The sequence below is a fragment of the Paenibacillus sabinae T27 genome (genome assembly GCF_000612505.1).
GTDB classification, from domain to species: domain Bacteria; phylum Bacillota; class Bacilli; order Paenibacillales; family Paenibacillaceae; genus Paenibacillus_AQ; species Paenibacillus_AQ sabinae.
Genome location: NZ_CP004078.1, coordinates 98464 through 124927 on the forward strand (window position 1 = coordinate 98464; position 26464 = coordinate 124927).

23 protein-coding genes, 1 other RNA gene, 1 pseudogene and 2 riboswitches are annotated in these 26464 nt (G+C 54.0%); of the genes and pseudogenes, 15 read left to right on the forward strand and 10 right to left on the reverse strand.

Annotation, left to right across the window (positions count from 1 at the left end; translation table 11 throughout):
* Positions 1-2: 2 nt before the first annotated feature.
* Positions 3-296 carry a hypothetical protein gene (locus PSAB_RS00470; protein ID WP_025332639.1) on the forward strand — a complete coding sequence of 98 codons (294 nt, stop codon included), beginning with the start codon at positions 3-5 and terminating at the stop codon, positions 294-296.
* A gap of 220 nt (positions 297-516) precedes the next feature.
* Positions 517-804: a 4a-hydroxytetrahydrobiopterin dehydratase gene (locus PSAB_RS00475; protein WP_025332640.1), complete on the forward strand. Its 288-nt coding sequence runs from the start codon at positions 517-519 to the stop codon at positions 802-804.
* Between the two features lie 92 nt (positions 805-896).
* Here PSAB_RS00475 and PSAB_RS00480 read toward each other — a convergent pair whose 3' ends face one another.
* The 6 genes from PSAB_RS00480 to PSAB_RS00505 form a co-directional block, all read right to left on the reverse strand.
* A complete protein-coding gene (locus PSAB_RS00480; RefSeq protein ID WP_025332641.1) occupies positions 897-1253 on the reverse strand; it encodes a c-type cytochrome in 357 nt (118 codons plus the stop codon).
* A 103-nt stretch (positions 1254-1356) separates the two neighbouring features.
* Entirely contained in the window at positions 1357-1857 is a 501-nt protein-coding gene (locus tag PSAB_RS00485; RefSeq protein WP_025332642.1) for a GNAT family N-acetyltransferase, read from the reverse strand.
* A gap of 263 nt (positions 1858-2120) precedes the next feature.
* On the reverse strand, positions 2121-2612 hold the full coding sequence (locus PSAB_RS00490; protein ID WP_025332643.1) for a C40 family peptidase: 492 nt from the start codon (positions 2610-2612) through the stop codon (positions 2121-2123).
* A gap of 5 nt (positions 2613-2617) precedes the next feature.
* Positions 2618-2760: riboswitch (cyclic di-AMP (ydaO/yuaA leader) on the reverse strand.
* A gap of 341 nt (positions 2761-3101) precedes the next feature.
* Positions 3102-3569 carry a C40 family peptidase gene (locus tag PSAB_RS00495; RefSeq protein ID WP_025332644.1) on the reverse strand — a complete coding sequence of 156 codons (468 nt, stop codon included), beginning with the start codon at positions 3567-3569 and terminating at the stop codon, positions 3102-3104.
* Positions 3570-3589: 20 nt separating this feature from the next.
* Positions 3590-3731: riboswitch (cyclic di-AMP (ydaO/yuaA leader) on the reverse strand.
* 221 nt (positions 3732-3952) lie between these two features.
* Positions 3953-4783 (reverse strand): hypothetical protein, encoded by an 831-nt coding sequence (locus PSAB_RS00500; protein WP_025332645.1) that lies wholly within the window; start codon positions 4781-4783, stop codon positions 3953-3955.
* Positions 4784-4794: 11 nt separating this feature from the next.
* Positions 4795-6789, reverse strand: coding sequence for a M1 family metallopeptidase (locus PSAB_RS00505; protein WP_025332646.1), 1995 nt, complete (start codon positions 6787-6789; stop codon positions 4795-4797).
* 113 nt (positions 6790-6902) lie between these two features.
* On the opposite strand from PSAB_RS00505, the gene PSAB_RS00510 reads away from it, so the two are divergent.
* Positions 6903-7409, forward strand: coding sequence for a YwhD family protein (locus PSAB_RS00510; protein WP_025332647.1), 507 nt, complete (start codon positions 6903-6905; stop codon positions 7407-7409).
* Between the two features lie 129 nt (positions 7410-7538).
* Here the strand turns inward: PSAB_RS00510 and PSAB_RS00515 are convergent, their stop codons facing one another.
* From PSAB_RS00515 to PSAB_RS00525, 3 genes are all read right to left on the reverse strand, one after another.
* A complete protein-coding gene (locus PSAB_RS00515; RefSeq protein ID WP_025332648.1) occupies positions 7539-8006 on the reverse strand; it encodes an AbrB/MazE/SpoVT family DNA-binding domain-containing protein in 468 nt (155 codons plus the stop codon).
* A gap of 208 nt (positions 8007-8214) precedes the next feature.
* Positions 8215-8892: a DNA-3-methyladenine glycosylase gene (locus tag PSAB_RS00520; RefSeq protein WP_025332649.1), complete on the reverse strand. Its 678-nt coding sequence runs from the start codon at positions 8890-8892 to the stop codon at positions 8215-8217.
* A gap of 115 nt (positions 8893-9007) precedes the next feature.
* Positions 9008-11074: a transglycosylase domain-containing protein gene (locus PSAB_RS00525; protein WP_025332650.1), complete on the reverse strand. Its 2067-nt coding sequence runs from the start codon at positions 11072-11074 to the stop codon at positions 9008-9010.
* Positions 11075-11211: 137 nt separating this feature from the next.
* On the opposite strand from PSAB_RS00525, the gene PSAB_RS00530 reads away from it, so the two are divergent.
* The 3 genes from PSAB_RS00530 (at position 11212) to argS (ending at position 14817) form a co-directional block, all read left to right on the forward strand.
* Positions 11212-12378 carry a WD40/YVTN/BNR-like repeat-containing protein gene (locus PSAB_RS00530; RefSeq protein ID WP_025332651.1) on the forward strand — a complete coding sequence of 389 codons (1167 nt, stop codon included), beginning with the start codon at positions 11212-11214 and terminating at the stop codon, positions 12376-12378.
* A 313-nt stretch (positions 12379-12691) separates the two neighbouring features.
* On the forward strand, positions 12692-13129 hold the full coding sequence (locus tag PSAB_RS00535; protein WP_025332652.1) for a YwiB family protein: 438 nt from the start codon (positions 12692-12694) through the stop codon (positions 13127-13129).
* 2 nt (positions 13130-13131) lie between these two features.
* A complete protein-coding gene (gene argS / locus PSAB_RS00540) occupies positions 13132-14817 on the forward strand; it encodes an arginine--tRNA ligase (RefSeq protein WP_025332653.1) in 1686 nt (561 codons plus the stop codon).
* A 122-nt stretch (positions 14818-14939) separates the two neighbouring features.
* On the opposite strand, the gene PSAB_RS00545 is transcribed toward argS, so the two are convergent.
* On the reverse strand, positions 14940-16130 hold the full coding sequence (locus PSAB_RS00545) for a S8 family peptidase (protein WP_025332654.1): 1191 nt from the start codon (positions 16128-16130) through the stop codon (positions 14940-14942).
* Positions 16131-16659: 529 nt separating this feature from the next.
* On the opposite strand from PSAB_RS00545, the gene rpoE reads away from it, so the two are divergent.
* From rpoE to ffs, 9 genes and pseudogenes are all read left to right on the forward strand, one after another.
* On the forward strand, positions 16660-17223 hold the full coding sequence (rpoE, locus tag PSAB_RS00550; protein WP_025332655.1) for a DNA-directed RNA polymerase subunit delta: 564 nt from the start codon (positions 16660-16662) through the stop codon (positions 17221-17223).
* Positions 17224-17542: 319 nt separating this feature from the next.
* The gene (locus tag PSAB_RS00555; RefSeq protein WP_025332656.1) at positions 17543-19150 is read left to right on the forward strand and encodes a CTP synthase; all 1608 of its coding nucleotides are present in this window, start codon (positions 17543-17545) and stop codon (positions 19148-19150) included.
* Positions 19151-19462: 312 nt separating this feature from the next.
* Positions 19463-19855: pseudogene (locus PSAB_RS00560) on the forward strand (response regulator).
* Positions 19856-20144: 289 nt separating this feature from the next.
* Positions 20145-20999, forward strand: coding sequence for a class II fructose-1,6-bisphosphate aldolase (gene fba / locus PSAB_RS00565; protein WP_025332657.1), 855 nt, complete (start codon positions 20145-20147; stop codon positions 20997-20999).
* A gap of 235 nt (positions 21000-21234) precedes the next feature.
* Positions 21235-22488 (forward strand): UDP-N-acetylglucosamine 1-carboxyvinyltransferase, encoded by a 1254-nt coding sequence (locus PSAB_RS00570; RefSeq protein WP_025332658.1) that lies wholly within the window; start codon positions 21235-21237, stop codon positions 22486-22488.
* A 459-nt stretch (positions 22489-22947) separates the two neighbouring features.
* Entirely contained in the window at positions 22948-24303 is a 1356-nt protein-coding gene (rho, locus tag PSAB_RS00575) for a transcription termination factor Rho (RefSeq protein ID WP_025332659.1), read from the forward strand.
* Positions 24304-24324: 21 nt separating this feature from the next.
* On the forward strand, positions 24325-25602 hold the full coding sequence (locus PSAB_RS00580; RefSeq protein ID WP_025332660.1) for a radical SAM family protein: 1278 nt from the start codon (positions 24325-24327) through the stop codon (positions 25600-25602).
* 132 nt (positions 25603-25734) lie between these two features.
* Positions 25735-25932: a 50S ribosomal protein L31 gene (gene rpmE / locus PSAB_RS00585; RefSeq protein ID WP_025332661.1), complete on the forward strand. Its 198-nt coding sequence runs from the start codon at positions 25735-25737 to the stop codon at positions 25930-25932.
* Positions 25933-26119: 187 nt separating this feature from the next.
* Positions 26120-26387, forward strand: an RNA gene (ffs, locus tag PSAB_RS24860) — signal recognition particle sRNA large type.
* The last annotated feature ends 77 nt before the right edge of the window (positions 26388-26464 follow it).

Consider the following 26464-nt stretch of genomic DNA (forward strand, 5'->3'; position numbering starts at 1 on the left):
CGGTGGGTGTAAAGCATGGAAGAGATTACGGAGATATTTTACGAGACCTGACCAAAGCGGTTGAGCTCATACCGGACAGTTATCTTTTTTTCGAAATGGAACCGGACGAATGGCAGGAGCTACCCCGTGAGTCCAAGCTCGAAGTATGGGAAGCGCTGGCGGAGGATCTATTCTTTGCCCTCGGAAATGAGCCGGTAATCCAGGTTGGCAGCGGCGTAGTTATACACGACAAGGAGACGCACCGCATCAACATTTTGGTCGGTGAAGAGGATTTGGAATCGGTTTCGTTGATCTAGGCAGGAAGAAGCAAAAGCAACGCCGGATTTGCCGCATTCTGCCCTCCATGTTAAAATTGATAGTGTCTAAGGTATATTTGCCGGGATTCAAGAATACATTAAACCGAAAATAAGCGTTTTTCCTGGCGCATCCCTTGGACGTAAGACACTGAGGGATGTTTTGTTTAACGGGAAGGCGAATGGAACTTAAACGGCTGCTTTTTTAAGGAGGAAACATAAAGTGTTATTAACTGAGGGAGAACTGCATGAGCAAGTGGGCAGGCTGGAAGGCTGGAAGCTGGACAGCGGGGCCATCGTACGCAAATACATGTTCAACGATTTTATGAAGGGCATTGCATTCGTGGACGAGGTGGCTGCCATCTCGGAGGCGTTCGACCATCATCCGCATATCACAATCGATTATAAAACGGTCATTCTGCGGCTTACGACAAACGAGGAGGGCGGCATTACCGCGCTTGACGTGCGTGAAGCCCATGAGTTTAATGAGGCGTTTGAGAAGACCCGTTAAATAGACGACAAGAGAAGAATGTTATGAAAAATACGCCCCTGTGCCGGGAAGCATGAAGCCTTCCGCGCAGCGGCGTATTGTTGTTTCGGCGCTTATTTTTTTTCGGACAGCCACATGGCGACGTGGGCAATCTCCTCGGGGGCCAGCTTATCCTTGAAGGATGGCATTTGTCCCCGTCCTTTGGTCACGATGCTGTAAATCTGCTCGGCCGTTTTCTCGCCGCCTACCTTTTGCAGATTCGGTCCGACTCCGCCCTGAAGCTGATCGCCGTGGCAGGTGATGCAGTTCGCTTTTACGGTCGCTTCGGCTTTGGCGGGATCGGCTGTAACGCTTGGAATGGCCTCATTGTTCTGCTCGGCGACCTGCTCTTTTCCGGGCAGTGTGAACATCAGGATAACCGCAAAGGCGCAGGCAGCGAAAAATAATCCGCTCATGATCCACTTTTGCATCCCCAATCGTCCTCCCCTGTGTAAGCTGCTTCTCTAATTATAACGGATGATAAAGCGTTATCATAGGGTTTGTGTCAAAAAATTGAACGATGGGCGGCGGGGCTTAGCTTTCAAGGAAGGACTTATCATAGACCATACAGTAAAAAGGTTTTTCACCGCTTGGCGTCCGGCGTTCATAAGTGTCGGTGATCGTAAAGCCGCTTTTGCGGTAGGCCCGGATGGCTCTTTGATTCCAGGTCAGAACTTCAAGATCGATTTCCCGGCTGGGATAGCGCTTCAGCGCCTCCTTTACAATCGCTCCGACAAACAAATGCCCGAGCCCTTGCCCGCACAAATCGGGACGCATGCCGATGCCAAGACGCACCGTGCCTTCCATCGGAAAGAGCTGGGCGAAGCCGCAGAGTTCATTCTCTTCGTTCAAGACCGAGACATACTGCTCCCTCCGAATCCGCGGGTCCCCGAACTCAATGCCGAGCGCCTCCATTTGATCCCAGGACAGCCAGCCGTAAATATTGTAGGGCGCCTTGTAATGCCAACCGCAGATGTCTCTGGCATGCGCAGATGTCATGGGCCCGACATGGAAGATGACGTTGGAGCTAATCATTGATTCAGCGACCTCCTCTCCCCGGTAAGGGAAACCTATATATTAAATTATATACAAAAAAAGGCGATTTCGACGCAAAAACTTTGCAGTCCGGAAAGAGAGCATGGGAGCGCAGGTGATTTCAGGAAGTTATGGCCGAGGGGAAATGGTGTGTTTGACGAATCCAGGAGGGGGTATTATACAAGTAACAGCTTTAATGGTTCTTATAAAAAACAAAAACCCCTTCCCGGGGCTAAAGCCCGAAAGGGGTTCTACGGTCAATCTTACTGTACATCATCATTATCTACGGAATCAACGGCTGCGGTTTGATAGGCACTGGAGGCCATAACCCGTTTGGCGCCAACAAAACGATTGACATAATAGCTGTCGTTCAGGGAGGTAATGGTAACGCCCTTCGAAGACGAAGCATGGGCGAATTTACCGGAGCCGACGTAAATGCCGACATGGGAGACACCTTTACCGGTGGTGTTAAAGAATACAAGATCGCCTGCTCTCAGTTCGCTGCGGGATACCGCATCTCCCATTCTGAATTGGGAGCCCGACTGGTGCGGCAGATCAATGCCAATCTTATTGAATACATACATGGTAAATCCGGAGCAATCGAACCCGCTTGTGCTCGTGCCGCCGGATACATACTTGGTTCCAATGGCGCCGTCAATCACTTTATCCATTTTGGAATCTGCAAAGGCGCTGCCTGCTCCGAGTGTGAGAACGATGGAAAAGCTGATGAATGCTGCTGCCAACTTCTTCTTCAAAAGATTAAACTCCTTCCAAATGCCTGCGAGGTTAGCTTAAGGATTCGGTAGAAGGTCCCCTATGACCCCTCAATGAATAGGAGGTCAATTCACCCAAAGATGGTTCCCCCGCTTCCCTAATGGTTAGGGAACTCGGCACATACGATATAGTGTTCGGATTATGTCCTGTAAATCATGACAAATTTATCGTCAAAACGTTAATATTCATTACAAAAATGTTACTATAAACTCATTGCGCTTATTGTAACAAACCTTTTATTGGATGGCAATCACTTTTAACATAGCAAAATTCGATTTTGTAGCGCTTACATTTATGAATTCGCTTAAATAACCCGGATAAAAACCGCGTTTTTATGCTAAAAAAAATTTTCAGCGCCGATTTTTGCAAAATCTGTTTCAAGCCGCCGAATGAAGTGTAGCTTAACTATATACAGAAAAAAGGGAAAAACCCGGAACGGATGATCTGGATCATATTCCGGGCAGGATGAATCAATCGTAAGCCACCGCCTGGTAGGCTTTGGTGTTCATGACACGTTTGGCGCCGACATAGCGGTTGGCCCAGTAGGATTGGCTGAGCGAGCTGATGGTTACGCCGCGCGAAGAAGAGGAGTTCGCGAATTTGCCGTTGCCGACATAAATGCCGACATGGGAAACGCCGCTGCCGACCGTATTGAAGAATACCAGATCTCCAGAGCGTAGCTTGCTGCGCGATACGGAGGTTCCTACTTTGAATTGCGCTTTGGATGTACGAGGAAGGTTAAGTCCTAATTTGGTGAATACGTATTTGGTAAATCCGGAGCAATCGAAACCGGCTGTGCTCATTCCACCGGTTTTATATGAGGTTCCCAATGTTTTTGCTATAACTGTGTCCATTTTCGAATCTGCGAAAGCGCTTCCCGACCCTAGAGTGAAAGCCATCACAAGGCCCAGCGCTGCGGCTGCGAGTTTTTTCTTGATATGTTGACCTTTCAAAGCTTATGTTCTCCTTCCAATGCCTGCGTGGTTAGCTTAAGGATTCGGTTTGAAGGTTCCCTATGACCTCTCTAGTTACAAGATCAATTCACCCAAAAAAATGGTTCCCCCGCTCCCCGGTGCCCGGGAATTTGGCCTAGTTATGCACCAGAACAATCGACTTGATTTATCATCATACGACAAAATAACAAAATAGTTTTAAATAATTACAAACTTGTTACCTTGGCACATGGCTCATTGTAGCAGAGGATTCAGGGTTTGGCAAATTTATTTCAGAGGACGAAATGTTGGAAAATATCAAAATAAAAAAGAGTTCAGATTCCTGTCACGGAATTTGAACTCTTTTTGCTTGCTTCGGTATATTAAGTTTAGGAAGCCTTCGTTCTGCCGCGCCATAGATGATACTGCGCCGCAAGCCCCCACAAATCGAATAAAGTGGAAGGGAGAGGCGCAAGCTGCCTGATGAGGAAAGCGGGCAGTCCGGGACACAGGAGCCCCGTCACCGCGCATATAAGGAAGATCGACAGTCCCGCAAGTCCGAACAGAATCCGCAGTGCCGCGGCAGGAAGAAAGCATTGCAGGGCGGTCAGCAGAGAAGCGAATAGTCCGGCACCAGTGGTATAACCGAACTGCATATACAGCAGAATCTGGCGAATGATAAACGCGTAGAGCAGCCATCCGAGAATAAACGGCAGCAGCTTCAGGAGCAGCCCCGGCTCCCAGTAGGAGGACAGGATGAGTCTGCGCCCCTCGGGGAGAAGCCAGTATAGGGGAAGCAGGGACAAGGCCCATTCAGCGGCGCTGAAGAGCAGGACGGGCAGCCCGTATTTTTTCATACCGGGAAAAAAGAACAGCCCGCGCTCGCCCCTGCTCTCCTGATGCAGCTCATGCAGGAGTCCGGCTCGTATGAACGGCGTCGCCAGCAGGCGCACGCCCGCCAGAACAAGCAGCGTCCACAGCCAGCGTCGTACGTCGGGCTCGGAAGACAGGCTGAATTGGGCGTCGATATAATACAGCAGCCTGCCTATCGCGCTGCCGCCGGCATTCTCGGAAGGATACCGCAGAAGCGCGGGAACGACGGCGGACCTTACGAAGCGGTACAGAAAATAGCCCCAGAGCAGCCGGTAGATAAACAGCAGAATCAGAATATACAGCTGTTCCTTGACGCTGCCCCAGCCGCGGGTTATATAAGATCTCATTTCATTTCACCTCACCAGACGAAAATTCCGAGCACAGTTTCGATTGCGTTTGTCAGGCTTAGCGTCCAGCGGGATACGGCGGCGGCGGGGAGAGCCGCTTTTCTGAAGTTGTTGATATGCTTGTTCTCCAGCAGGACTTCGTGACCCGGGTCCACCTCGGCCGAAACGAGGGGAGCCGCGGAGGAGAGCCGGAACGAGGCTTTTCCTCCCTCGCCGTCCCAGATCTTGTGCAGCGTGCTGCCGTTAGCAAAGGTGAATTTTATGCTCACGCCGGTATACAGGCTGCCTTTATTGGCGACGGTCGTCAGCGACTCGTAGCCGCCTTTTTTGCTTTTGCTGACGGTGATGTCTTCCACGGTGAAATCGGGTGCGCCGCCGCCATATACGTAACGGTCGAAGTAATCCTGCCACGATTTTTTAGTCACCTTCTCCACGATTTTTTGGAAATCGGCGGTGCCTGGATGATGGAAACGATATTTTCGGGCATAAGAGGACATAATCGTATCCATTGCCTTGGCGCCGACCTGCTGTTCGATATCTTTGAGCACCAGCTTGCCCCGGATATAGACGTTCTGGGTGTAGACGTTCGCATTGCCGTATTTCCAGGTATCTAGAGTTAGCGGCATCGGCTTCGTGACGAGGTTGGCCTGGAGAGGAAGGTTGGGAGCGATTCCGTATTCCTTCTGCATCAGTCTGTCCTCGGCGTAGGAGGTGAAGCTCTCGTCCAGCCAGGCTTCCTCGAACTCGTTGCTGGCCACCATTCCATAGAAGAACTGGTGCCCGATTTCATGAATCACCGTCCGTTCCAGCGAAGTATCGGCAGAGCCGCTCTCCGCACCGAAGGCGGTGATCAAGGTGGGGTACTCCATGCCTCCCGCTCCGTTTCCCGCCTTGGGAGGAACGACGATGGACAGCGTGGTGTACGGATAGGGGCCGTACCATTTGCTGAAAGCGTTGAGCGCGGCCTCGGCGGCCTGGAAATAGCGCTCGGCCAGATTTTTATGCAGAGGGTCCAAATACAGCTTGATCCGCACGCCGGGCACATTCGCTGAGGAGTAGGCTTTTTCCGCATAGACAAAATCGGGAGAAGCGGCCCAGGCGAAATCATGAACGTCATCGGCGTAAAATTGGTATATTTTTCGTCCCCCTGCTATTCTGGGGCTCTTAACGGGAAATCCGGTTGCTCCCACGGTATAATTCGCGGGAACGGAAATGGCCACGCTGTATATCCCGAAATCGCTGTAAAATTCGGAGGTGCCGTGGTACTGGTGCAAATTCCAGCCTTCTTCCCCCCTGCCACGCGCCTCTGCGGGCTCATAGACACTCAGCTTCGGAAACCACTGCCCTGCCATGATAAAATCTCCGGATTCCCCCATGCGGGCAAATATTTTCGGCAAACGCACTTCATACCGCAGCTTGACCGTAACGCTTTCTCCGCCGTTCACCGGCTGCGGCAGATGGATCTTGATCAGCGTCTTGTCATCCGGGTTGCCGTCGTCAGGCTGGACGTACTGCATCCGGTGCATCAGGGAGACGCCGTCGGTCGTTCGCACATCGGTCAGCGTTATCGATCCAAATCCGTCCTGGGGCATGCTGTCGCTGCGCAGCTTGCCGCCGGATTCTTTCATGAAGGTGGTGCTGTCTGATGCAAAGGCATTCGGGTACAGGTGGAAGTACAGATCGCTCACCGGGTTCTTGCCGGGATGGGTCCACGTTACCGTCTCGGCGGCGGTCAGGGTGCTTGTGCCCGGATCGAGCTGCACGCTGATGTGGTACTCTGCCACTCTCCGGCTGAGAGCCGGGGCGGAGCTGGCGGCCGGAGGAACGGGCATAGCGGGTTTGCCTGCCTGTTCCTGGCGGGGACTGGCCGGGGACTTGGCCGTTTCCGGAGCGGCGGCATAGCGGGAGACCGGGGAAGATCCGGATAGCGCCCATATTCCTCCGCCCAGCAGACAGAGGGCGGTCAGGGCGGCGAAGAGATAAGTCGTACGGAATCGTCGCTTCATACTGTAATTCCTCCCGTTGACAAGCTTCTACGGGATGTATATGTTGGCATTCGCCGTATTATTAGCTAAAATTAAATTATTCAAGATGATTACACCAGGGAAGGAAGTGCGGCATGGACAACAAGCAGCCGGATGGCAAGAAGCAGATTGCTTTGAATATTGTGAACGCCAAAAGCAAGCATAAAGGATTCGGAGCGGGCTCGATCAATCTGAACAACGTGTCGCCCGTAATCATCGATGGTGACGAAGCGGTTATCGACGTTGGCGCCATGCACGCCAAGAGCAAGGTGGAGAAGGGGATCAAGTTCTCCGTGGACCGCGAGGATGTGCCGAATGGCAGACAGGTATGGGTCGTATGGGTAGCCGTTGAACACACACCGGAGGGCCGGCATTACGCGGGGCTGACCGCGTGCGAGATGTGGATCGACAGCGAGGCGAAGCGCGGCTGGAAGATCCTTGCCGATCATGTGAACAAGCTGGATTATGCGCTTAAGCGGCGGGTGATTACCGAGGGGCTCGGCGCGCGGGAGAAAGCGGCGCTGAAATCGCTGCTCATCTCGCATAACGAGGATTGGTGGAACGCTTCACCCGAAGAACTGAAGCAAGCTCTCGAAGGCTGAAGTATCTTGGCGCCAAGCTGGACCTTTGACGGGACAGAATAACGATGCCACACTCAAAAAAGGCTTCGCCTTTCCTTAGAATATAAGGAGGCGAAGCCTTTTATATATAGGGCAGAGAGACTGCCGTTTCTACCGGCCGTTGCCGAACTTTCGCTTAAGCTGACTGACTCTTGCCTGACTGATGCCCAGCATCAGGGCAAGCTCCTTCTGATTGGCGGCCGGATGCTCCTGCATCGTTTGCTCCAGGCGGTCGCGGAGCTCTTCCGATTTCGTCTTCTTTTTGCCTGCGATACGTTCGAAAGTGGGTTCAAGCTGTTCCTTCTCCGGCTCAGGTTCGCGATCCTCCAGGCCGGGGTTCGCCAGCTCCTGAAGGCACCGGTTGCAAATGAATTGATCCTTGAAATAGGTGACATTGTCCAGACTCCTGCAGAAGGTGCATTCCGTCGAAGTATATTTCCGCAATACAATAATGTGATCGTCCAAAATGAAAAACTCGATAGGATCCCCTATGTCGATATTTCGCGTCATACGGATTTCTACGGGAACCACAATGCGTCCAAGATTGTCTAAACTTCGGATCATGCCGGTATCCTTCATCCCATGTCCCTCATTTATATCTTCAGATTTGGTTGTATTTAATTATTATAACAGTAAATGTATTTTAAGATAAGGGGAAAGCATGTACGTAAAATAGACCTTCCGCACCAAAGGGGCAGAAGGTCCATTTCGAAGGAAAGCTCATCTCCGAGCGTCAGGTAATGCCAGCTGGTCGCCGGAATAGTCGATCTCGGTATCGGGATACGTCTTAGTTGCTCTCTATTGGCCAGACGAAAGGCTCGGCCTTGCTGTCATGCACCGAGACATACGGGTTATCCCGGATATAGAAGCGCCAGGGAAGAGCCGCATATTCCTCCGCGTAGGCGATGTTAATGCGCGGAGCCCGGACAATCGGAAGACGGCGCGGATCGTCGCCGCTTTCCAGCCGGAGCGGGCCGCCGGGCTGATCGAGACGAAGCCCGTTCAGGCTTCGGTCGATGCGCAGCGCCCTGCAGAGTTTGCCGGGTCCGCCGGACAGGTCGGACGGCCTCCGGATGGCGGTTCCCCGGTTAGCGGCCATATGCCGCGCATCCCGGGGAGACAGCGGCTCCACCGCACGAACCAGCACTGCGTGGGGATTGTTCTCCTCCGCTGTCACGATATTGAAGCAGTGATGCATGCCGTAGATCAGATACACATAAGCGGTTCCTCCGGCACGGAACATGGCATCGGTGCGGTCCGTCCGCCTTCCGCCATAGGCGTGGCTGCCTTTGTCTTCCGCTCCGCCGTAACTCTCGGTCTCCACAATCCGGCAGCGGATCTCCCCGTCCTCCGTGAGGCGGACGAGATGCTGGCCGAGCAGCAGCGGCGCCGCATGAAGCGCGGGCAGGGCAAAGAGGGAGGACAGGGACCGTCCTTCCGGCTTGCGGCAGTCATAGGGGTCCATAGGTACCACGTATAGAGGTCACCTCTCTTATCTAAACAGGTGGAAGCCGTTCTTTCGGCTAGGCTTGATGGGTCCTATCGTACCGGACCTTCACCTGCCGCGCAAGGCGCGGGAGCTAATTGAGCCACCAGCGCTTGATATCGCTCCACCAGGAGCCGTCCTCTCCGGCCACGCCTTTTCCGGTGTCATTTCCCGGCGGACCCTGCTTGCCGCTTCCGTGCAAATCGCAGTAGGCGGTCGGCTCGGTACCGCTGATAAAGGTTTCCAGTACCTTGTCGGGGCAGGCCGCGGTGGCCAGCTTGCCGGATTCGGGGTTGATGTAGACGCTGACGACGCCGTCAGGGATCGGAAAAATCTTCGGCGGCACATTCTCTAGTGCCTTTTCGGTGTACTGAGCAAAAATCGGTGCCGCCCGTCTCCCTTCGGTGGTCGTAATATCGCGTCCTTTGTCATAGCCAACCCAGACGGCGGTAGCCAGCTCCGGCGTAAAGCCGACCATCCAGGCATCGGTATCCGTTGTTCCGGTCTTGCCGGCGACGGGCCGCTTGATCTGCGAAGCTACTCGGTTACCTGTTCCTCCCGTCTCGAACACCCCTTCCATCAGCCGGGTCAGCACATAGGCGGCTGCCGGGGGGACGACGCTTTCTCCTTCCGCCCGGGGCGCTTCATACAGGATGTCCCCCTTGGCGTCCGTTATCTTCAGGATGGCCGTCACCGGCATCTTGTCGCCCCCGCTTGCAATAACCGAGAAAGCTCCGGCCATTTCCAGCGGGCTGACCGGCGAAGCGCCAAGCGCAAGCGAGGGCACGTCTGACAGCGGGCTGACGATGCCCATCTTGCGGGCCATTTCGATGACCTTCTCCGGCCCCACCTTCATGATGGTATTGACGGCGTAAATATTGTCCGAGGCCGCGATCGCCTGCCGCATATTGATCTCGCCGAGGTATTTATCGCCGAAATTCCGGGGCTGGTACGTCTTGCGGTTGTTGTCGTAATGAAACAGGGTCGGCTGGCTGTTGAAGACGGTAAGCCCCGTCATTTTCTTCTCAGACAGCGCGGTTAAATACATAATCGGCTTGAAGGAGGAGCCGGGCTGGCGGGTCTTCGCGAGCGTATGATTGAACTGGTTAGCCCGGTAATTGACGCCTCCGACCATGGCCTTGATATATCCGGTTCGGGGATCAAGGGAGACAAGCGCCGTCTCCAGATCCCCCGCTCCCGCCATCCCTTGCTCGACCGCTTCTTCGGCCGCCCTCTGCATGTCGGGATCAAGCGTCGTGTACACGCTCAGCCCTTCCAACTCCAGCTCGCTTGGGCTGATGCCGAGCAGCTTGGCGGCCGAAGCGCCGACATAGTCGCGGAAGTAGGGAGCGGACTGCGAAACCGTCTGCTGTTCCCGCGGCTTGATATTCAGCGTCTCCGCAGTCGCCCGCTCGGCCTCCGCCTGCGTAATTTCACCCGTCTGGACCATGGAGGACAGGATGATTTTCTGGCGTTTCTTGGCGTTCTCCGGGTGATTGTACGGGGAATAGTACGTTGGCCCCTTCGGAATGCCGGCCAGAAGCGCGCTTTCCGCAAGGTCGAGCGAAGCGGCGGACTTCCCGAAATACATCCGGGAGGCCGCCTCTACGCCGTAAGCGCCGTGGCCGTAGTAGATTTCGTTAAGGTACATGCGCAGAATATCATCCTTGCTGTACTTCATCTCCAGCTGCAGCGTATAGAACGCTTCTTTCGCTTTGCGGGTCCACGTCTTTTCATGAGAAAGATACAGATTGCGGGCAAGCTGCTGCGTCAGCGTGCTGGCGCCCTGGGAGCGGCTTCTGTTCTCCAGATTGACGAGTACCGCCCGGCCCATGCTTTTGAAATTGAATCCGGTATGCTCATAGAATTTGCGGTCCTCGACCGCCAGCGTCGCCTGAATCAGAAAAGGGGAGATCTCTTTAAGCCCGACCGGATCATGGCTGCGCCCATCTTGCGAGAAGACGGCCAGGACATTTCCCCGGGAGTCCAGCAGCCTGGAGCGGGCATCGTCCGGAATCGGCGGGAGATCCTTCTTGTATATATAACCGAGCAGCGCTCCGGCGGTGAGAAAGAGCAGAACCGCGGTGCCGGCCAGCAGCCGTAGGGCCATGCGCCAGCGGCTTTTTTTCCGTACAGGCTTATCCGGGGATTCAAACGGCATGATACCATACTCCTTTGCACAAAAATGGATTCTTCTACTCATTATGGGGAAGGAATAGGTTGGATATTCATTAAAGGAGGGGGAATCCGCGCATGGCCTTGGTGACAGCCGGGTAATAGATAATGGGAGGTGCTAACATGATATGGACAAAAAAATTACGAAATAACGCGCTGTTGCTGTTTTCAGCGGTTCTGCTGGCCTTGACCGGCTGGAGCGCGGATATACCTCGGGCAGGGGCGGCGCAGGCGCCTGTCTGCGGCACCGGGGATCACGGACTGCTTCAGGAGCTTCAACAAAAGCATGCAAAAGCGGATGAATCGCCGCTGGCCTTTTCCGATATTCAGTTTTTGGGCGCAAAAACCGGCCGCGGGGCCGGGAACGGCTTCATGATCGGGACGTCGGACGGCGGCTGCACGTTCCAGACGATTTATGAAGGCCAGTGGTCTTTCCGGAAAATCGATTTTCCCGACAACGTCTACGGCTGGGCGCTGGCGTCCGTACAGGATGGACAATCCGGATATTTGATCCGGACGACGGACGGAGGGTCACACTGGAAGCGGCTGTCAAATGGTCCGGTTACGTTTACAAAAATCGATTTTTTAGATCGGCAGCACGGATTTGCCTATGACCGGGCCTTTGCCTATTACACCGCTGATGGCGGGGGGAGCTGGAGCAAAATTCCAACGCCCGCCAATACCCGCGGCGCTGTCTTTACTAGCCGCAGCAGCGGCTGGGTGGTAACGGTCGCTCCGGGCGAGGGCTACCGGATCAGAAGGACGTCCGATGGAGGCAAGAGCTGGTCGCTTCAGCTGAAATCAGCGTTCTCCTATCCGGAATTCGGCGATATTTACGCTAAGGGCAGCCAGGTATGGGCGGTGCTGTACGGGGGAACCGGCATGTCCCAGACGTCCTATTCCTTGTACGCCAGCCCGGACGGCGGCGGGAGCTGGCGTCGCGTCATCGCCCAGTCGACGGCGGGCGGCGGACCGGCGCCCGGTAGCGGCGGAAATCCGCTGCCGAAGGGTCCGGTCTCCGGCAAGCCCGGCAATATGCAGCTGGCCGGCGGCGGCGCCTTCCTGCTCGGCTATTCACCGGCTGGAGAACAGGTCGGCGTAGGCCGCTCTTACACGGGCGGCAGACAGTGGACCAACCTGCCCGGCATTCCGGGATTTGACGGGGTGATTTCTTTTGCCGGAGCCAAGGAGGGCTGGCTTGCCGTCAGAGGGCCGGAGCAGTCTTCGCTGTATGCGACGCAGGACGGCGGCGTCACATGGAAGCAGAAGTTCTCTTTTCATGCGAAATAAGGATTATTCGTACGGAGCATGTTTGGAAGCGGGCGGCATAATCGCGATAGCGTAAGGATGCTGGACATAGAGTGCCTCTTGAATGGGGGGCTTAGGCGCCTGTAATGGCTGCTGGGCCCCTTTTTTATCTCCTATAGATCAATGCTGCCGGTCCGGACGAGTGTGATTTTAAAGAGCGTTATGTTAAAATTCTACATATTGAAATGTTCATTAATATAGCGATTGAATTGGCCCGGTGAACTGATTATAGTAGAACAATGGGATAGAGACGGCCCGCGCGTAAAGATCAGCAGCGAAGAATGGAGGGGCAAGGGTGCCAGACAACCAGCCGCATAAATATGGCGTTTCCATTACGCTCGCCAGCCGATACGATGGGGAGACAAGCGTTCTCAGCGTAGGTGGAGAGGCTGTGCAGAAGGGGAAGCAGCTATACATCCGTTTTGAGGAGCCCGGACAGGGACCGCAGGGCCCTGAAGTCTCCGTGCGGACAACGATCAAGATCCTGGAGGACGAGCTGCGCATCATCCGCCATGGCGGAGTCGAGTCGGAGCAGTCTTTTCAAAGCGGACGGCGCCTGCCCGGATTTTACCGTTCTCCATATACCCAATTCAATCTTTCTACCGAGACAAGCACGCTCGGCATCTCAAGGCAGGGACGTTCTCTGACGGCAGCATGGGAATACGAGTTATATGTGTACGACGAGCCGTCGGGACAGTTTGCCATCAGTTTGCATATACAGGAGGAACCTTAAAGATGAAACAAAGTCAAAATCCGCTTGCCCTGGTTAATGAAAGGGTGATAGAAGCCATCGCCGACGCGATTATCGCGACCGGTCTGGTTCAGCGGGAAGAGCTTCCGGTCATTGTGCTGGAAGTGCCGAAGGACAAAGCCCATGGCGATCTGGCAACCAACGCCGCCATGCAGCTGACCAAGATCGCCAAGCGCAATCCGCGCCAGATCGCCGAGGCGATTGTGGAGCATCTGGATCTTAGCAAGGCTTCGATTGAAAAAGCGGAAATCGCCGGACCGGGATTTATCAACTTTACGTTGTCCAAGTCGTATCTGTATCCGGTCATCGCGCTTTCCCTGGAGCAGGGGGACGATTACGGCCGTACCGATGCCGGTGAGGGGCAGAAGGTGGAAGTCGAATTCGTCAGCGCCAACCCGACGGGCAGCCTGCACCTTGGCCATGCCCGCGGCGCAGCCGTAGGGGATGCGCTTTGCAACGTGCTCGATTTTGCCGGGTACAGCGTTACCCGCGAATACTATATCAACGACGCAGGGAACCAGGTCGCCAACCTGAGCAAGTCGATCGAGGCCCGGTATCTGCAGGAGCTGGGCCAGCCGGCGGAGATGCCGGAGGACGGCTATTTCGGCGAAGACATCAAAGGCTTTGCCAAAGAGCTTGTGGCCGAAAAGGGCGAATCGCTGCTGGAGATGACCCCCGGAGACCGGGCGGCCTTTTTCCGTACTTACGGGCTGGAGAAAGAGCTGGACAAAATCAAACGCGATCTGGGGCGCTTCCGCGTGCCGTTTGACATCTGGTTCAGCGAAACCTCGCTGTATGAGACCGGGGAAGTGCTGCGCGCGCTCGACGAGCTGCGGGACCGCGGCGAAGTGTACGAGCAGGAAGGGGCCACCTGGCTGCACACGACCAAGTACGGCGACGACAAGGACCGCGTGCTGATCAAGAATGACGGCACCTACACGTATCTTACGCCGGACATTGCCTACCACAGAGACAAATACGCGCGCGGATACGACAAAATGATCAATATCTGGGGCGCCGACCATCACGGCTACATTCCGCGGATGAAAGCTGCGATGGCCTCGCTGGGCAACGATCCGGGCAAGCTGGTCGTGCTGATCGCCCAAATGGTCAGCCTGTTCCAGGACGGCGAGAAGGTGAAAATGTCCAAGCGGACCGGCAAGGCCGTCACGATGGAAGACTTGATGGACGAAGTCGGCGTCGACGCGATCCGCTATTTCTTCACTATGCGCAGCATGGATTCCCATCTGGACTTCGACATGGATCTTGCCGTATCGACCTCGAACGAAAATCCGGTGTTCTATGTACAATACGCGCACGCGCGTATTTGCAGCGTATTCCGTCAAGCCGAGGAGCAGGGCATAATCCTGCCCGAACTGTCCGCCATCGACTACTCGAAGCTGACGGCGGAGCATGAATACGCCCTGCTTCGCAAAGTCGGCGAGCTTCCGTTCGAGGTGGCTCTGTCCGCCGAGGGCTACGCGCCGCACCGCCTGATCCGCTATGTGTACGAGCTGGCGGCTCTCTTCCACAGCTATTACAAAGCGGAACGCGTCATCACCGAAGATGCCGCCCAGACGCTGGCGCGGCTCGCACTGCTCGGCTCCGTTCGCCAGTCCATCGCGAACGTGCTGCGCCTTGTCGGCGTAACGGCGCCGGACCGGATGTAGCCGCCTTTTACCAAATGCGGCGGGAACCTGCCGCCTTTGAAACGCATACAAGCTTGAAAAGCCGCTCAAAAGGGCGGCTTTTTTAGTACCCGTCAAATGAAGCTGCTTGCTGCCCCTGCGCTTCATCCCGGCACGCGCGGCACCGAATTTGCGCATTTCTGACGTCTCCCCCGCGACCGCAGCAGGCGCATCGCGTCCAGCGCCCCGCCGCCCAGCGTTGCCCGGCGCTGGCCCTTGCGCAGCAGCAGCGGCGCTGAGGAGCGGCGCAGCATCTGCTTCAGCTCCCGGGGCGTCGTGCCCGGGCGCAGGGCGAGCAGCAGGGCGGCGGCTCCCGTCACATGCGAGGTTGCCATGGAGGTGCCGCTCATTTCCTTGTAGCTGTCCTTCGGCCAGCAGGAAGGAACGTTCTCCCCCGGGCCGTATACATCGATATAAGCCCCGTGGTTGCTGAAGGAGGCGACGCGGCGCTTGCGGTCGATGGCGCCGACGGCGATCGTCTCGCTGTAGCGGGCCGGATAGTCTCCTCCCCGCTTGCCGTCATTGCCCGACGAGGCAATAATCGGAATGCCCGCACGGTAAGCTTTGATGACAACATCGTGAAGCGCTATACTTCGGCTCTTCATTCCGAAGCTCATATTAATGAGGTCGATCCGGTTCTGAACGCACCAATCGATGGCGAGCACGATATCGGATACGAACGCCGAACCGGTATGGTCAAAGGCTTTGACCGGATAAATCAGGGCGCGCGGCGCCACCCCCATCATGCCCCGTGTGCCGCCTGCGGCGGCGAGTGTACCGGCGATATGCGTGCCGTGTCCGTTATCGTCAATCGGCAGCATGCCGCGATGCAGCAGATTGACTCCGGTGGCGAGCGAAGATTTGAGATCGGGATGGAGGAAATCGGCTCCGGTGTCGATGACGCCGATTTTAATATGAACGCCGGTCGATCTCGACCAGGCCTGGGGAGCGTGAATTGCACGGACGCCCCAGGGCAGAGAGCGCGGAGGCTTATACGCTGAGACGGGAGGGGCTTGTGAATGGATTTGAATACGCAAATCTTCTTCGACGGCAATCGCTTCCCCATATCTTTGCATCAGCTTCACGGCTCCGGCCGCCGGCACAAAAAAAGCCCGGATCAGCGGAGACGCTTTGACCCTTCGCAGTCCGGGCCGGCGGGACTTCAGGGATTTCCACTGCGACAGCGCCCCGGCATACTGACGGGGATCGTGAAAAGTAACGATTCTCCGTTCTGCGTTCCCGGGAGCGGCAGCCGCTTCTTCAAGCACCAATTTCCAAAATTCGTGAAGGTCCATTGTTTGGCTATCCCCTCCTGCTGCCGTGCTTCCATATTTTATGAGGAGGGGGAGAAGCCCGCGTGGGAGCCTGCCTTTTTTTCCAGAAATAGGCCGTCTGTCGTGTCAAAAAGGAGGCCGATACATAAAATAGTGTAAGAGGGAAGGCCCTCTTTGAAACAAACGCCGAGCCGACCCTTGGCGTGGATACAGTCAGGTGCGGAGGAACTTCCTCCGCCTTTTTATTTCATACATAGCGCCAGGCAGCTAAGCGGCAGCAGGTTCCTTCCCGGGTTCTTGTTTTTTCGCCGCTGGCAGACAAGGCTTTGCACATTCCGTTTTTGACCAGACTTTTGCCTGTCCGGATTTTCGGGAAAACTGCTTGAAACGGTTGATCTTGGCCTTTCGGAACAAGGGGCCGGGGGATGCGCCGATTTGACTTGCATTTTGTTCTCAAATAGGTTTTACTTAGGTTTGTCAATGAATGTTAACGAAATAACGGCCGAATCAAGCCATAGCGTGAACAATGCGTGAGAGGAAGTGTCCCGAAGTGAGTACGCCACTTAATTTGAAGCTGGATCCTGAAAAAATCAAAGAAATGCCGATGGTGGACCTGGCGTTTCTGATTCTGAAAGCGGCCAATACGCCGTTCTATTACCGTGATCTGATGGCCGAAGTGGCCAAGCTGCGCGGAATGACCGAAGAAGAGATTAACGATACGATTGCCCAGTTATATACCGAAATTAATATCGACGGGCGTTTTGCCTGTGTCGGAACCAACCTGTGGGGTCTGAAACGCTGGTATCCGCTGGAGCGCTCCGACGATCCGATCGGCAACTCCAAGCGTCCGCGCATCATCAATGATGAAGACGACGATCTGGACGATGAAGATTTCGCCGAGGAAGAGGATTCCTATTCCGGCGATGATGATGACTTCGACGTGATCGACGAAGACCGTGACGATCTGTACTCCGATGATGACAGCGAGGATGAAGTCGACGAAGAAGTCGTTATGGATGATGAAGACCTCGATGATGAGGATCTGGACGAAGAAGACTCCGAGGAAGAGAGCGAAGACGACGACCAGGAAGAGGAAGAAGACGACAAATATTAAGACGTTTTTTGGTCCAATATTTCTTGCTTGACATCAATAAAGCCTAGAGAGTAAACTATTTGATGGGCTTTTGATGAAATTAAATTCTATATTTTTAAAAATAAAAAGTGCCCCCGGTTCTGCGGGTGTCACTTTTTTGTTTTTTAGATATATGTTGGTGCCGGAATACGCTGTGATAACGATCAGTCGAAAGTGGCGGACAGGCTTCCCCGAGACATTTGGGCGATTTTGATTTTCTCCGTTTTGCCGCTCTGGAAACGGGTTACGATAACATCATACATCGCCTGATTTTACGGATATTATTTAGGAGGGTTATGCATTGACAAAGTATATTTTTGTAACGGGTGGCGTAGTGTCCTCCCTGGGCAAGGGAATTACGGCCGCTTCGCTCGGCAGGCTGCTTAAAAACAGGGGTCTTAAGGTAACGATTCAGAAATTCGATCCGTACATTAATGTGGACCCGGGAACGATGAGTCCCTACCAGCACGGTGAGGTATTTGTTACGGATGACGGAGCGGAGACCGACCTTGACCTCGGGCACTACGAGCGTTTCATTGACATCAACCTGTCCAAGAACAGCAACGTCACGACAGGCAAAGTGTATTCTTCGGTGATCAGCAAGGAAAGGCGCGGCGAGTACCTGGGGGGCACGGTGCAGGTCATTCCCCATATTACGAACGAGATCAAAGAACGGGTATTCCGCGCGGGCCGCGAGACCGGCTCGGACGTTGTCATTACCGAGATCGGCGGCACCGTCGGCGACATCGAGAGTTTGCCTTTCCTTGAAGCCATCCGTCAAATCAAGAGCGATATCGGCCGTGAAAATGTAATGTATATCCACGTAACCCTCATTCCTTATATTAAGGCTGCGGGCGAAGTGAAGACGAAACCGACCCAGCACAGCGTAAAAGAGCTCCGCAGCATCGGGATTCAGCCGAATGTCATTGTCTGCCGTACGGAATATGAGCTTTCCGCGGACATGAAGGCCAAGATTGCCCTGTTCTGCGACATCGACGCGAATGCGGTTGTGGAATGCCGTGACGCCTCGACGCTCTATGAGGTTCCGCTTAATCTGCGCAACGAAGGTCTTGACGAGATCGTCGTCAACCACCTGAAGCTGACTACGCCGGCGCCGGATATGAGCGAGTGGGAAGCTATGCTTGCCCGCATCAACAAGCTGGAGCGCAACGTCGAGATCGCGATTGTCGGCAAATATGTGGCGCTGCACGACGCTTACCTCAGCGTGGTGGAGTCTCTTTCCCACGCAGGATTCGACGCTAATTCCGAAGTCAACATCCGCTGGGTGAACGCTGAAGAGATCACGAACGAGAATGTGGACGAGGTGCTTCGCGGCGTCGGCGGAATTCTGGTGCCCGGCGGCTTCGGCGATCGGGGCATCGAAGGCAAGATTACCGCGATCCGTTATGCCCGTGAGAAAGGTGTGCCTTTCTTCGGTATTTGCCTCGGTATGCAGGTATCCGTTATTGAATACGGCCGATCAATCCTGGGACTCGCGGGAGCGAACAGCTCGGAGATCGATCCGGCGACGCCGTACCCGGTCATCGACCTGCTTCCCGAACAGAAGGATATCGAGGACCTTGGGGGCACCATGCGTCTGGGACTTTATCCCTGCAAGCTTCAGCCGAATTCCCTGGCGATGTCCTGCTATGGAGATGAACTGGTGTATGAGCGCCACCGTCACCGGTACGAGTTCAACAACTCCTACCGCGATCAAATTGAAAAAGCAGGCCTGCTGATTTCCGGCACTTCCCCGGACGGCCGTTTGGTTGAGATCGTAGAGCTTCCGGGCCATCCGTGGTTCCTGGCGGTTCAGTTCCATCCGGAATTCACTTCCCGTCCAAACCGTCCGCAGCCGCTGTTCCGTGAATTTGTCAAAGCCTCGCTTGCTCACGCGGAGCAATTGTAGGATCGGCTGGCATTTTATATCGGATTCTCCGAAAAATGAAGAGCTTCCCTGACGGGAGGCTCTTTTTTTTATGGTGCGGCGGGATCGGCCATCCCGGAATATGCCCTAATGTCCAGGCCGAATTTTGCGGCTGGAATTTTACTTGGGCCGGGCAACCTGCCTTTGTACTGTTTTATGACGTATAATTACGCATTTTTTACCAGTTAGCAGGAGTTTCCCGGTCAAGCACGAATTATAGTTCTTCGTATGGATTTTTGAGAAGACCGTCGGACGAGGTAAGGTGGATCTGCCACATATCAGGGAGGGTTACGAATGGAGAAAAAGAAAAAGAAAGTGTTAATCGTCGATGACCAAAACGGGATTCGGATCCTGCTTATGGAGGTTTTTAATAGCGAAGGCTACACAACTTTCCAGGCAGCCAACGGAAAAGCGGCTTTGGATATTGTGCGCAGCGACTGCCCCGATTTGGTTCTCCTCGACATGAAAATCCCGGGAATGGACGGACTGGAAATTTGAAAGCATATTAAAGAGATCAACACGGAGATCAAGGTTATCATGATGACGGCGTACGGCGAGCTGGACATGATCAAGGAAGCGACGAAGCTTGGGGCGCTTATGCATTTCACCAAGCCGTTCGATATCGATGAAATGCGCGTTGCGGTCAACATGCATTTACGGACAGGCTCTGTGGACCGCTACAGTTAAAGCCGGGGATTCTGCGATAAGCAGAGTCCCTTTTTTGAGGTCATTCTACCGGCCCTCGATCGATAGTCGCAGGACTATTTTCCGGATGTATGCAACAGGAAGATTTGGGGTAATAAAAAGAAGACCGGATGGTGACACCACCTTGACATCAAGTGGTTGGGCGAATTCCGTCCCGCCGGGACATTTTTTTGTCTAAACTCTTTAGTATTTGAGACAGGTTGTGCTATAATAGGCCTGTATGTGATGTCGGCTTAAAAAAAGCGAGAAACCATTTTTAGGAGGATGAATTATGCCATTGGTATCGATGACAGACATGTTGAACAAAGCTCTTGCAGGAAAATACGCGGTTGGTCAATACAACATTAACAATCTTGAATGGACCCAAGCAATTTTGGGCGCAGCAGAAGAAGAGAAATCCCCAGTTATTCTTGGTGTATCCGAAGGCGCAGCGCGTCATATGGGCGGCTTCAACACCGTCGTTAAAATGGTAGAAGGTCTTATTCAGGACATGAACATTACGGTCCCTGTAACGATTCACCTTGACCATGGATCCAGCTTTGAGAAATGTAAAGCAGCCATCGACGCCGGATTTACTTCCGTTATGATCGACGGATCCCACCATCCGATTGAAGAAAATATCGAAATGACCAAGCAAGTCGTTAACTATGCGCATTCCAAAGGCGCTTCCGTAGAAGCCGAAGTAGGTACGGTTGGCGGACAGGAAGACGACGTTATTGGCGGCATTATGTACGCCAAGCTGGAAGAGTGCGTAGCTATCGTAAAAGAAACTGGCGTTGATGCCTTGGCTCCGGCGCTTGGTTCCGTACATGGACCTTACCTCGGCGAGCCTAACCTTGGATTCAAGGAAATGGAAGAAGTCCGTGACGCCGTTAAAATTCCGCTCGTTCTTCATGGCGGTACCGGTATTCCGAAGCATGACATTGACAAAGCGATCTCCCTCGGAACTTCCAAAATCAACGTAAACACCGAGAACCAAATCGCATTCGCCAAGGTTGTTCGCGAAGTGCTGGCAGCTAAACCGGACGCTTATGACCCTCGTACATTCATCGCACCAGGCCGCGAAGCTATCAAACAAACCGTTATCGGAAAAATCCGCGAATTCGGTTCCAACAACAAAGCTTAATCGTGTATAATGGGCTAGTCAGCTTTAATCGGTTATAATGAATGGAATAGCATGATTTGGAGAGCACACCGCTTAGCCGGTGTCTTTCCATTTAAATACGGAAATTTTTCCTTTCGGATGAATACGATGCGGGCAGCGGGGCTGCGTTTCAGCAGCCCTGCTGTGCTTTCCGCCGTCTTACGAGCTATTATGATCGAAAGCAGCTGCAATACATCTAGGGGGAACCATATAATCAATGGAAAAATTAATGATTGGCGGTGGGCGTCCGCTGCAAGGCATGGTGACGATCAGCGGTGCAAAGAACAGTGCGATTGCGCTCATACCTGCGGCGATTTTGGCTGAATCGGAAGTTGTTCTGGATAACTTGCCCTCCCTTAGCGATGTGGCCGTCTATTCTGAAATTCTGCAAGAGCTTGGCGCCAAAGTAGTCTGGTCGGACAGCCAGATGAGAATCGATCCTTCCCAAATTATATCCATTCCTATGCCCAACGGTCCTGTCAAGAAGCTTCGGGCTTCTTATTACATGATGGGAGCGCTTCTGGGACGCTTCAAAGAAGCGACCATCGGACTTCCCGGAGGCTGCAATTTCGAACCGAGACCAATCGATCAGCATATCAAGGGATTTGAGGCGCTGGGGGCGACCGTCACCAACGAACATGGTGCCATTCACCTCTATGCCAAAGAGCTGCGCGGAGCAAAGATTTACCTTGACGTATCCAGCGTCGGCGCGACAATTAACATTATGCTTGCGGCTTCCCGGGCCAAAGGCTCTACCATTATCGAAAACGCGGCCAAAGAGCCTGAGATTATAGATGTAGCCACTTTGCTTAATTCCATGGGCGCCATTATTAAAGGTGCCGGAACCGAAACGATACGAATTGAAGGCGTGCCGGAAATGCACGGATGCCGACACTCCATTATCCCCGACCGGATTCAGGCGGGTACCTACATGATCGCTGCGGCTGCTACACGCGGCAATGTACTTATTGACAATGTAATTCCCAAGCATCTGGAGGCGCTGACGGCCAAGCTGTTGGAAATGGGCGTCGAAGTCGAGGAACTCGATGAGAGTATCCGGGTTATCGGTAAGGCGGTCTACGAACCGGCCGATGTCAAGGCGCTCGTCTATCCCGGCTTCGCTACCGATCTGCAATCGCCGATGACCACGATGCTGACTCAGGCGAAGGGCGTAAGCGTGCTTAGCGACTTCGTCTACAGCAACCGCTTCAAGCATGTGCCGGAGCTGCTGCGCATGGGGGCGAAGATACGCGTTGAAGGAAGATCGGCCATTATTGAGGGTAACAAACTCAATGCGGCCAAAGTCAGAGCGGCCGACCTTAGGGCCGGCGCCGCGCTTGTCATTGCCGGACTGACCGTTGAAGACGGCATTACGGAAGTAACGGGGGTCGAGTATATCGACCGCGGTTACGACAATCTCGTACCCAATCTCCGTGAGCTGGGGGCCGAGGTTTGGCGGGAGGAAGAGTAGTCCTCAAGCACTTTAATTTCTGAAGCGGAACGCAAGGAGGTTCGCCGATAGTGAAGATACATGACTTATCGGCGGGCTGTCATGCGGTTCGTTAAGGATTTATTCCCCGATTTTTCAAAAAGATTTGCAAAAATCTGCATATCTTCCTCCATTTTGGGTAATGCTATCCTAATGAGGATTTTTGCTGTACAACCGAAACAATCCAAGTGAAATCAAGTATTGCATTACAACCGGCAACGATATGCTGTTGTTCAACCGATTCCTCGCTTCCGATTCAGGAATATGCCGCAAGCGTCGAGCCCTGCGGTTATCCACCGGCACCCGGCCCGTCCAGTTGCCGCTCACCCACCCTCTGCATTATGTCATCTAACTTTCTGACAAATTTGTGTCACAGTTGGCTTTTTTAATGTGCAACCTCACGCATTTTGAACTTATATAAATTGAATAGGTGGTTATTATATGGATCTTCAAATTTCCGACTTGGAAGAAATGAAGCTGACCGAGCTATACAAGCTGGCCAAGAAATACCAGATTCCTTATTATGGGCAGATGAAGAAGAGAGAATTGATTTTTGCCATTCTGCGTGCCCAGGCAGAGCAGAGCGGTCTGATGTTTATGGAGGGTGTGCTCGAAATTTTGCCGGAGGGCTACGGTTTTCTCAGACCGATCAACTACCTGCCGAGCGCGGAGGATATTTATATTTCGGCTTCGCAAATTCGTAAATTTGATCTCCGTACCGGAGATTTGGTATCCGGCAAGTGTCGAACGCCCAAGGAGAACGAGCGTTATTTCGGACTGCTGCAAGTCAATGCCGTCAATGGTGAGAATCCGGCCACTGCGGCCGAACGTCTTCACTTCCCGGCCCTTACGCCGTTATATCCTCAAGATAAGCTTTCGCTTGAAGCAACGCCTACCCATTTGTCCACCCGCATTATGGACCTGCTCGCGCCCGTTGGCCTGGGACAGCGCGGTTTGATTGTCGCTCCGCCCAAAGCCGGCAAGACGCTCCTGCTCAAGGAAATTGCCAACAGCATCTCCTCGAACAACCCTGAGATTGAACTGTTTGTCCTGCTGATTGACGAACGCCCCGAGGAAGTGACCGATATGCAGCGTTCCGTCAAAGGCGAAGTCATCGCCTCGACATTCGACGAGCTTCCCGAAAATCATATCAAGGTGGCGGAGCTGGTGCTTCAGCGGGCGCTTCGTCTCGTTGAGCATAAAAAAGACGTGGTCATTCTGCTGGACAGCATTACCCGGCTTGCGCGCGCCTATAATCTCGTTGTCCCTCCTTCCGGCCGTACGCTTAGCGGCGGGATCGACCCGGCGGCGTTCCACCGGCCGAAACGCTTTTTCGGCTCGGCGCGCAATGTCGAGGAAGGCGGCAGTCTGACGATTCTCGCGACGGCGCTCATTGATACCGGCTCGCGGATGGACGATATTATTTATGAAGAGTTCAAGGGCACAGGCAATATGGAGCTGCATCTTGACCGGAAGCTCGCGGAACGCCGCATTTTTCCGGCTATCGATATTCGCCGCTCCGGCACGCGCCGCGAAGAAGTGCTGCTAAGCAAGGAAGAGCTGGATACGATTTGGACGATTCGCAAGAACATGAACGATTCCTACGATTTTGTGGAGAACTTTATTAAGAAGCTTCGCAACACCAAGACAAACGCCGAGTTCCTGGCTTCATTCGATACATCCGAGAACAAGGAATCGGCTAGCGGGACCGCGAACAGCGGCGGGACGTCGAACAGCGGCGCCTCCGCGCGGCGCCCGATGCGCGCCAAGGCAGCTTCGGTCACAACTACAACCTAAGAGAATCAAGAGGAGAATAACATGCATTTGGTATATGCCGACGGGCAAGGAAACGTATACGATCATCCCGAGCTGCATGGACTCGCCCGCAGCGGGGATATGATTGTCGAACTGTTGGAAGAAGAACTGATTCCGCTGCCGGAAGGGGCGACGCTTTCTCTTCTGCCGAATACGAGAGCCGTCGGAATGAACCCGGCCACCGGAGAGATGCTGCGGCTGCCGGAAGGCTCGCAGGCGGTAGGAGCGCTGCTTCCGCAGGGCTATACCCGCCTCTGTCTGCCGGGATATGTCAAGACGGATAAGTCCTACAAGCTGCCGCTGTTCGGTTATACGGCCGTCGTATGGAAAGACGGGGGCTTCTATGTGGCCGCAGAGAAGACGGATGACCCTTTCAAGTGGAATCCGCTTAACTGCGACCGCGCTGCGGTTCGCAGCGGGGTGGCCGCCTTGACCGCCAAATATCCGGAGAACCGGCTGTACGGGCATCTTTCGAACTGTGCGCTCGGCTATGAGTGCCTGACGTCCTCGAATACCTTTCTGAGCCGCTGGGAAGGCGGCGTGCCCGTGTCGTATTCATGCAACGCCGGCTGCTTCGGCTGCATTTCCGAGCAGCCGGATGACAGCGGCTTTGTCTCGCCGCAGACGCGGATGAATTTCCGGCCGAGAGTGGACGAGATTGTACAGGTGATGCTGGAGCATCTGAAGACGCCGGAATCCATTATCAGCTTCGGCCAGGGCTGCGAAGGCGAGCCGTCAACGCAGGCGAAGCTGATTATAGAGGCGATCCGGGAAGTCCGGTCGATTACAGATATGGGGTACATCAACATCAATACCAACGCCGGCCTGAGTGATCATATCCGCGGGATTGTCGACGCCGGACTGGATTTGATGCGCGTCAGCACGATCAGCGCGCTGGACGATCACTACAACGCCTATTACAAGCCGCGCGGCTATTCTCTGGCTAGTGTGGAGAAGTCGCTGAAATATGCATCCTCCCAGGGCGTGTACGCCTCGATCAACTATCTTGTATTTCCGGGAGTCACCGACCGGGAAGAAGAGGTTGAGGCCATGGTCGAATTTGTCAGACGCACCGGGCTCAAGCTGATCCAGATGCGCAATCTTAATATTGACCCCGAGAGCTATCTTGAGCTGATTCCTCCGCCGCAGGGTGAGGTTCTGGGTATGAAGACGATGCTCGATATTTTCCGTGAGGAATTGCCCGAAGTAGTTATCGGCTCGTACACGCATGTTCCTCCTACAGGAGAAGCCCGGACGAAAAGAGCGATTGCCCGCTTGTAGCCTTAAAGAGACGACGTAATTCGCGAGTGGTTCTCTATTGCCTCTCTGCTTATTTCGTGCTAAACTACATCTATGTGTCTTATATCAACTCTGGGTCCGCCTGAGGCTCAGGGCAAAAGAGGTGAAATTTAAATGCAAACTGCAATTCAGCCGAAATATAATCTCGTAACCGTAACTTGCGCCTGTGGCAACACATTCGAAGCTGGTTCCGTGAAACAGGAGCTGCGCGTCGAAATTTGCTCCGCATGCCATCCGTTCTTCACTGGCAAGCAGAAGTTCCTGGATGCCGGCGGCCGCGTCGACAGATTCAAGAAGAAATACGGTATCTAATCCGGTCTGCTGCAAGTCGGCAAGAATCGGTGGAAAGCCCTCCGCCTTTTGGCGGGGGGCTTCGTTTTTTTACTACACAATATATTTCATATGCTGCCCGGGAAGAATAACTGTCATAATAAAGGCGGCAGCTTCGGGTTTCTTATCCAGTTGATTTTTGCCCCGGCGTAGGCTATACTTATCTTCGCCGTGCTAGACGGGGAGGTAGCGGTGCCCTGTAACTCGCAATCCGCTATAGCGAGGTTGAATTCCTGTTAGAGGTGCTGTCGATGTGAGGCTTGGTCCCTACGCGCTGTGTTGACGGTTGGGTCCTCCGCAATGAGCGCTTGTGAACCTGGTCAGGTCCGGAAGGAAGCAGCCATAAGCAAGTTTGCTCCTGTGCCGGAGGGCAGCCTGGCCCGAGCAGCCGCGTAGGGTTGCCGCTCGGATCGCAGTCATCAATAACAGGTGCGCGGTTTATACTTAGCAATCTATCAAGCATCTTTGCGACAAGCGGAGATGCTTTTTGTTTTTGGTCTTGGGACGGAGAATA

Excerpts from the sequence above, each read along its gene's own strand:
- PSAB_RS00480 (WP_025332641.1), bottom strand. The coding sequence starts at position 1,253 with ATGCAAAAGTGGATCATGAGCGGATTATTTTTCGCTGCCTGCGCCTTT.
- PSAB_RS00485 (WP_025332642.1), bottom strand. The coding sequence starts at position 1,857 with ATGATTAGCTCCAACGTCATCTTCCATGTCGGGCCCATGACATCTGCG.
- PSAB_RS00500 (WP_025332645.1), bottom strand. The coding sequence starts at position 4,783 with ATGAGATCTTATATAACCCGCGGCTGGGGCAGCGTCAAGGAACAGCTG.
- PSAB_RS00505 (WP_025332646.1), bottom strand. The coding sequence starts at position 6,789 with ATGAAGCGACGATTCCGTACGACTTATCTCTTCGCCGCCCTGACCGCC.
- PSAB_RS00510 (WP_025332647.1), top strand. The coding sequence starts at position 6,903 with ATGGACAACAAGCAGCCGGATGGCAAGAAGCAGATTGCTTTGAATATT.
- PSAB_RS00515 (WP_025332648.1), bottom strand. The coding sequence starts at position 8,006 with ATGAAGGATACCGGCATGATCCGAAGTTTAGACAATCTTGGACGCATT.
- PSAB_RS00520 (WP_025332649.1), bottom strand. The coding sequence starts at position 8,892 with ATGGACCCCTATGACTGCCGCAAGCCGGAAGGACGGTCCCTGTCCTCC.
- PSAB_RS00525 (WP_025332650.1), bottom strand. The coding sequence starts at position 11,074 with ATGCCGTTTGAATCCCCGGATAAGCCTGTACGGAAAAAAAGCCGCTGG.
- PSAB_RS00530 (WP_025332651.1), top strand. The coding sequence starts at position 11,212 with ATGATATGGACAAAAAAATTACGAAATAACGCGCTGTTGCTGTTTTCA.
- argS (WP_025332653.1), top strand. The coding sequence starts at position 13,132 with ATGAAACAAAGTCAAAATCCGCTTGCCCTGGTTAATGAAAGGGTGATA.
- PSAB_RS00545 (WP_025332654.1), bottom strand. The coding sequence starts at position 16,130 with ATGGACCTTCACGAATTTTGGAAATTGGTGCTTGAAGAAGCGGCTGCC.
- fba (WP_025332657.1), top strand. The coding sequence starts at position 20,145 with ATGCCATTGGTATCGATGACAGACATGTTGAACAAAGCTCTTGCAGGA.
- PSAB_RS00570 (WP_025332658.1), top strand. The coding sequence starts at position 21,235 with ATGGAAAAATTAATGATTGGCGGTGGGCGTCCGCTGCAAGGCATGGTG.
- rho (WP_025332659.1), top strand. The coding sequence starts at position 22,948 with ATGGATCTTCAAATTTCCGACTTGGAAGAAATGAAGCTGACCGAGCTA.
- PSAB_RS00580 (WP_025332660.1), top strand. The coding sequence starts at position 24,325 with ATGCATTTGGTATATGCCGACGGGCAAGGAAACGTATACGATCATCCC.
- rpmE (WP_025332661.1), top strand. The coding sequence starts at position 25,735 with ATGCAAACTGCAATTCAGCCGAAATATAATCTCGTAACCGTAACTTGC.